General features: G+C 74.6%; 4 protein-coding genes. 2 read left to right on the plus strand and 2 right to left on the minus strand.

The window, feature by feature from the left end; translation table 11 throughout:
- Nucleotides 1-5: 5 nt before the first annotated feature.
- Together AB2L27_RS19115 and AB2L27_RS19120 are read left to right on the plus strand one after the other, a co-directional pair.
- Nucleotides 6-1,652, plus strand: coding sequence for an extracellular solute-binding protein (locus AB2L27_RS19115; RefSeq protein WP_370443081.1), 1,647 nt, complete (start codon nt 6-8; stop codon nt 1,650-1,652).
- On the plus strand, nt 1,649-3,466 hold the full coding sequence (locus AB2L27_RS19120) for a hypothetical protein (RefSeq protein ID WP_370443082.1): 1,818 nt from the start codon (nt 1,649-1,651) through the stop codon (nt 3,464-3,466). The genes AB2L27_RS19115 and AB2L27_RS19120 overlap by 4 nt, the downstream gene beginning before the upstream one ends.
- An 88-nt stretch (nt 3,467-3,554) precedes the next feature.
- Here AB2L27_RS19120 and AB2L27_RS19125 read toward each other — a convergent pair whose 3' ends face one another.
- Together AB2L27_RS19125 and AB2L27_RS19130 are read right to left on the minus strand one after the other, a co-directional pair.
- On the minus strand, nt 3,555-5,309 hold the full coding sequence (locus tag AB2L27_RS19125; protein ID WP_370443083.1) for a glycoside hydrolase family 15 protein: 1,755 nt from the start codon (nt 5,307-5,309) through the stop codon (nt 3,555-3,557).
- The gene (locus AB2L27_RS19130) at nt 5,306-6,289 is read right to left on the minus strand and encodes an NAD(P)H-quinone oxidoreductase (protein ID WP_370443084.1); all 984 of its coding nucleotides are present in this window, start codon (nt 6,287-6,289) and stop codon (nt 5,306-5,308) included. The genes AB2L27_RS19125 and AB2L27_RS19130 overlap by 4 nt, the downstream gene beginning before the upstream one ends.
- Nucleotides 6,290-6,432 lie beyond the last annotated feature (143 nt).

Consider the following 6,432-nt stretch of genomic DNA (forward strand, 5'->3'; position numbering starts at 1 on the left):
GATCCATGTCGAACAGCGCCTTCAGCCGACGCAGCCTGATCGCCGGAGCAGGGGGTTCCGCAGCCCTGCTCGGACTCGCGGGCTGCTCCGGCGGTGAGAGCGGGGGCAGTGCGGACGGATCGGCGGGGGGCTCGGCCGAGATGCCGTCCTACACGCCCTACACCGGGTTGACGCCGGACCTCCCCGGCACCGAGGAGGGCGTCGACCCGGCGTTCTTCAACTTCCCCAGCGACAACCCGGTGTCGGTCACCGAGAAGCCGGGCAACGGCGAGACGCTGACCGGGATGGCCAACATCTACTACGCCGTCCCCCCGGGGCCGGGCAGCAACAGCTACTGGGCCGGCCTCAACGAGCGGCTGGGGGTCGACCTGCAGCTGCAGATGGTCAGCGCCGCCGACTACACGCAGACGTTCCCCACCACCGTCGCGGGCAACAACCTGCCCGACATGGTCCAGATCCCGAACGCGCCGGTCCCGAACCTGCCGCAGCTGCTGCGGGCGCGGTTCACCGACCTCAGCGAGCACCTGTCGGGTGACGCGATCAACGACTACCCGAACCTGGCCAACATCCCCACCCGCAGCTGGGCGCCCACGGCCCACAACGGGGGCATCTACGGGATCCCCATCCCCCGTGGCGCCATCGGCACCTACCACTTCATCCGGGCCGACCTGTTCGAGGCGGCCGGGGTCTCCACCTCGCCCCAGAGCTACGAGGAGTTCGTCGAGACCACCAAGGCGCTGACCGACCCCGGGCAGCGGCGCTGGGCGTTCGCCCTGGTCAACCAGCCGCGCCAACTCCTGGGCCGCATGAACGGTGAGCCGAACGTGTGGGCCGAGGAGGGCGGCAAGCTCACCCACATGTACGAGACCGAGCAGTTCGCCCAGACGGTCACCGACCTCATCGCGATGTGGAAGTCCGGGGTCATGCACCCCGACAGCTTCAACGACGCCAACCCGTTCAAGCAGCTGTTCAACGCCGGGACGGTGGCGATCAACGCCGCCGACGGGTACCCCGGGTACATCCAGTACGTGCTGGACAACGCCGACAACCCGGGCTTCGAGCTCGGGCTGATGCCGGTCAACAAGCGCGACGGCAGCGGGCTGGCCGACTGGGCCCTGGGCCCGGGGTACTACTCCTTCAACGCCCTGTCGAAGCAGGACGACCCGGAGAAGATCAAGCTGGCCCTGCGGGTGGCCAACTGGCTGGCCGCGCCGTTCGGCACCGAGGAGTACCTGTACCGCCTCTACGGGGAGGAGGGCGTGGACCACGCGCGCGACGCCGAGGGCAACCCGGTGCTGACGCCCACCGGCACCACGAACACGGTGCTGCCCATCCGCTACCTGGCCGACAGCCCCTACAACATCTACGTCCCGGGCCGCCCGCAGGACGCCGAGGCGCAGCACGACTACCAGTCGCTGGAGATCCCCGTCGGGATCCCCAACCCCGTGGTCGGCTTCTACTCCGAGGCCGCGGCCAGCCTCAACGCCGCCGCGGACCTGGCGTTCCTCGACGGCGTCTACGCCATCGTCCAGGAACGCCAGCCGTTCTCGAACCTGGAGAACGTCATCTCGACGTGGCGCAACGCGGCCGGCGACGCGATGCGCACCCAGTACCAGGACGCCATGCAGGAAGCAGGGGCCACCAGCTCGTGAGCGACCTGATCCCGCCGCTGGACCTGCTGGAGGCCGCAGTGACCGCCTGGTCGCCGCACCTCCAGCAGGACGGCACCCTGCACGACCCCGTCGTCGGGGAGCCCACCCAGTACGGCACCGCCTACCACGCCTGGTGCTGCGCCGTGCTGGCCGACCGCGCGGGCGCGGACCCGGTCCACCGCGAGGACGCCCACCGCGCGTTCGACGCGGCGCTGCGGCACACGGCCGACCCCGACGCCGCCCCGCACGCCTCGATCGTGGACCGGGTGACGGGCAGCGTGCTGCACCGGCTCAACCACCGCGACTTCACCTGGCCGCCGCTGCTGCGGACCCACCTGGCCCTGCGGGACCCGGACGACCCGCAGGACCGCGAGCGCGAGCAGCGGCTGGCCGGCGTGGACGTGCCGGGGGCGTTCCGGGCGCTGCCGCCGTCGAACTGGGCGGCGGTGTGGATGAGCGGGGAGTGGCTGCGCATGCGCGCGGGCCTGTCGCCCACCACGGCCGAGCAGTTCGACGACTGGCTCGACGTGTTCTTCGCCGGCGGTCCCACCGGGTTCGACACCGACCTGGGCATGTACACCGAGCCCGGTCTGCCCAACGCCTACGACCTGTTCACGCGCGTGCACCTCCTGGACCTGCTGTCCGACGGCTGGTCCGGGCGCAACCGCGCCCGGCTGGAGGAGTTCCTGGTCTCCGGCCTGCGCCGGAGCCTGGCGATGCAGGTGTCGGACGGGTCGCTGGCCTCGGGGTTCCGCAGCGCCGGGCAGACGTGGGTGCTGGGCGCGCAGGTGGCCTTGTTCACCGCGCACCGCGCGCTGGGACTGGGCTCGGCGGCGGACCTGGAGGCCGCCCGGCTCGCGGCCTGGCGCGCCTACACCTCCCTGGCGCGGTGGCAACGCCCCGGCGGGGTGTTCTCCCCGGTGCAGAACGTGCTCCCGCCGCAGTCGCGGGTGGGGTACGAGACCTACACCGCCGACGGGCACTACTCCCCGCTGGCCCTGGCCTTCCTGGCGAGCGCGGTGCGGGCCGGGTTCGGTCAGGACGAACCCCCCTCGGCGGCGGAGCTGGACGACCGGCCGGCCACGGCCCTGGCCGAGGGGGCGCCCACCCACCGCGGCGCGGCCCACCGCGGCCGGGTGTCGGTGGCCGTCCAGGCCGTCGCCGACGACACCTACGACGCGAGCGGGCTGAACGACCTGACCTTCGGCGCCGGGCACCGGCTGCCGTTCGCCAGCGCCGTGCGCCACCTCGCCGGCGGTCCGCTGCTGGTGCCGGGCCTGGCGGTGCGTCAGGAGCCGGGGGCCGCGCCCCTGACCGCGCTGTGCGCGACGCCCCGGCGGCTGCAGGTCCCGCTGCGCACCCTGGCCGAGTCCGGTCTGGGGTTCGAGACCGAACTGCTCGCCCCCGCCGCGGACGGCGGGCCGGGCCGGCGCGGGCCGGACCACCGCGGTGGCCCCGACGTCACCGGCCGGCACCACGCGTGGTCGGTGCAGGTCGGGCCGGACGGGATCGAGGTGAGCGAGACGCTGGCCGGGTGGACGGGCTGGCGCACCCTGCTCATCCCCTACCTGCGCGACCCCGGTACCGGCACGACGACGTCGGTGGAGGTCACCGACGACGGCGTCCTGCTCGTCCACGGCGACGAGCAGGTGCGGGTCAGCGTGCAGGCCGAGGTGGAGCGCGTCACCGACCTGCCCCACGGCTTCGAGAACCGGCGGGGCCTGTGCGGGCTGGTGCGCCTGGACGTGGCCGGACCCGGCCCGGACCTGTGCTGGTCGGTGCGGTCGCCGGACCGCGGGCACCGGCCCCGCTGAGGGCGGCCGGGCCGGGCCGGCGGGGAACGCTCCCGCCCTCCCGGCCCGGCGCCCCCGGCCCTGCTCTCCGGCCCCGGACCCGTACCGGTCAGCGCGCCAGGCGCACCGACGTCGACAGCAGGGCGGCGTGCACGAACGCCTGGGGCAGGTTGCCGCGCAACTGCCGCTGCCGCACGTCCCACTCCTCGCTGAGCAGGGCCGCCGGGCCGCAGGCGGCGCGGTTGCGCTCGAAGAACCGGAACGCCTCCACCTCCTGCCCCTCGACGTGCAGCGCCTGGGCCACGAGGAACCCGCAGAGCAGGAACGCCCCCTCCGTCGTGCCCAGCGGCATCGAGTCGGGGGAGTAGCGGTAGACGTGGTGGTCCTCCACCAGGTCCCGGCGCACCGCGGCCAGGGTGGCGCGGGTGCGCGGGTCGTCGGTGGGCACCGCCCCGTAGAGCGCCGGGCGCAGCAGGGCCGCGTCGACCCCCGGCTGACGGGGGCTGCGCTGCCAGCGACCCTCGGTGGGGTGCAGGCAGTCCCGCGACGTGCGGGCCAGGACCGTGTCGGCCAGCGCGGCGTAGCGCGCCGCCTCCCCGGGGGCGGAGAACCGCGCGATCTCCTTCAGCCCCGCCACGCACTCCAGCCGCGAGTGCGCCCACCAGTCGTCCTCGATCTCCCAGATCCCCGCGTCCGGTTCCTCCCAGCGCTTCTCGATCGCCGAGACCGCGACCTCCACGGCACGGCGGCCGTCGTTGCCCAGGACGTCCAGGCGCGCAGCCGCGGCCAGCAGTTGCAGGACCTCCCCGAACGCGTCGAGCTGGAACTGCCCGCGGACGTGGTTGCCGGCGATGTCCCAGCCGCCGGGGTACCCGGGCAGCCCCGTGGAGCGTTCGTCGGGGACGGGCTCACCGAGCACCGTGTAGGCCGGGACGAGGTCGGGGCCGTCGGCCAGGACCCGCCGGACCACGAAACCCACGAGCGTCTCGAACAGGTCCTCGGCCCCGCCGCAGTCGGCCAGGGCCAGCCCGGCGTAGCACTGGTCGCGGATCCACGCGTAGCGGTAGTCGTAGCTGCGGCCCTTGTCCGCGTGCTCGGGCAGCGACATCGTGGCCGCCGCCACCATGCCACCGTCGTCGGACGTCAGCCCGCGGATCACCGCCACCGAGTGCGCCGCCTCGGTCGGGGCGACGCTGTCGCGCACCTCGGGGACGGCCGAGCGCCAGGTGTGCACGGTCGAGGTCCAGGTGTGCTCCGGGTCCGGTGGTTCGGGCCGCAGCCGGGTGCCCACCTCCAGGACGAGGTGGTGCCGTTCACCGGCCGGCACCCGCAGGTGCGCGCGCAGCACCCCGTCGTCGACGGCGGCCTCGCCCAGCCCGGACAACCGCACGTGCAGGTCCCCGGTCCGGCCTGTCCAGCGCCCGGCGTCGTCGCGCCGCAACGACCGCAGGGCCCGGGTGCCGAACTGCGCGCGCAGGTCGAACACGACGTCGACCTCCCCGTCGCCCTCGACGGCGCGGATCTCGCGCAGCAGGACCGCGCAGTCGGGGTCGCTGGGCATGGCCATCGCGTCGCGGCAGTCGATCGTGCCGTCCCCCCGCGACGTCCAGTGGTGGCGGAAGACGAGCGTGCCCGGCTCGTAGCACCCGCCCCACGTGAACGGGTGCGACGGCGTCACCGAGAACCCGCCCCGGCCCCCCAGCAGGGCCGCGAACACGGCGTCGTCGTGCCAGTGCGGGGCGCACATCCACGCGATGTCCCCCGCCGGCCCGACCACGGCCCCGCGGGCCCCGTCGGCGACGAGGGCGTAGTCGCGCAGGACGTGCGGGGGGAACTGCCGGCAGAACTCCTCGGCCGAGCTCACGCCGGGGCCTGCGCCCCGGTCGTCAGGACCAGTTTGCCCACGTGCGAGGAACCCTCCAGCACCTCGTGCGCCCGCGCCGCCTCGGCCAGCGGGAACCGGTCGAAGACGACCGGCCGCACCCCGCCGTCGTCGACCAGCGGCCACACGTGGTCGCGCACGCTGGCCACGACGGCGGCCTTCTCCTGCGCCGGGCGGGCCCGCAACGTCGTGCCGTGCACCGAGATCCGCCGGCGCATGAGGAGGCCGAGGTCCAGCTCGGCCCGCGTCCCGCCCTGGGTGGCGATGACGACGAGCCGCCCGCCGGTGGCCAGCACGTCGAGGTTGCGGCCCAGGTAGGGCGCCCCCACGACGTCCAGGACGACGTCGGCGCCGGCCGGCTCGAACGCGCGGACGCGCTCGACGAAGTCCTCCGTGCGGTAGTTCACGAGCAGGTCGGCGCCCAGCTCGGCGCAGCGGGCCAGCTTCTCGTCCGACCCGGCGGTCACGGCCACCCGCGCCCCGACCTGGTGGGCGAGCTGGACCGCCATCGTCCCGATGCCGCTGGACCCGCCGTGCACGAGGAGGAGTTCCCCGGGCCGGAGCCCGGCGAGGGTGAACACGTTGCTCCACACCGTGCACGCCACCTCCGGCAGCGCGGCGGCGTCCTCCACGGCCACGCCCTGCGGCACGGGCAGCACCTGACCCACGGGCACCGCGACCCGCTCGCCGTACCCGCCGCCGGCCAGCAGCGCGCACACCGCGTCGCCCACCTGCCAGCCCGTCACGTCCGGCCCGAGCTGCTCGATCCACCCCGACACCTCCAGCCCCGGGTGCTCGGGGGCACCGGGAGGAGAGGGGTACTTCCCCTGCCGCTGCATGACGTCGGCGCGGTTGACCCCCGCCGCCGCCACCCGCACGACGACCTCACCGGGCCCGGCGACCGGGTCGGGCAGCTCGGTGAGGCGGAGGGAACCGGGGGGATCGACGATCACGGCGCGCACCCTGGGGACCCTACGTCGGCCCCGGCGACCCCGCCCTCCGGTCGGTGCGCCACCACCGCGGCGGCCCGCCGCAGGTCGCCGGGGTCGTCGACGTCCAGGCACTCGCGGTCCGAGACCACCACCTCGCCCACCCCACCCACCCC

Source organism: Kineococcus halophytocola (genome assembly GCF_041276425.1).
Lineage (GTDB): Bacteria > Actinomycetota > Actinomycetes > Actinomycetales > Kineococcaceae > Kineococcus > Kineococcus halophytocola.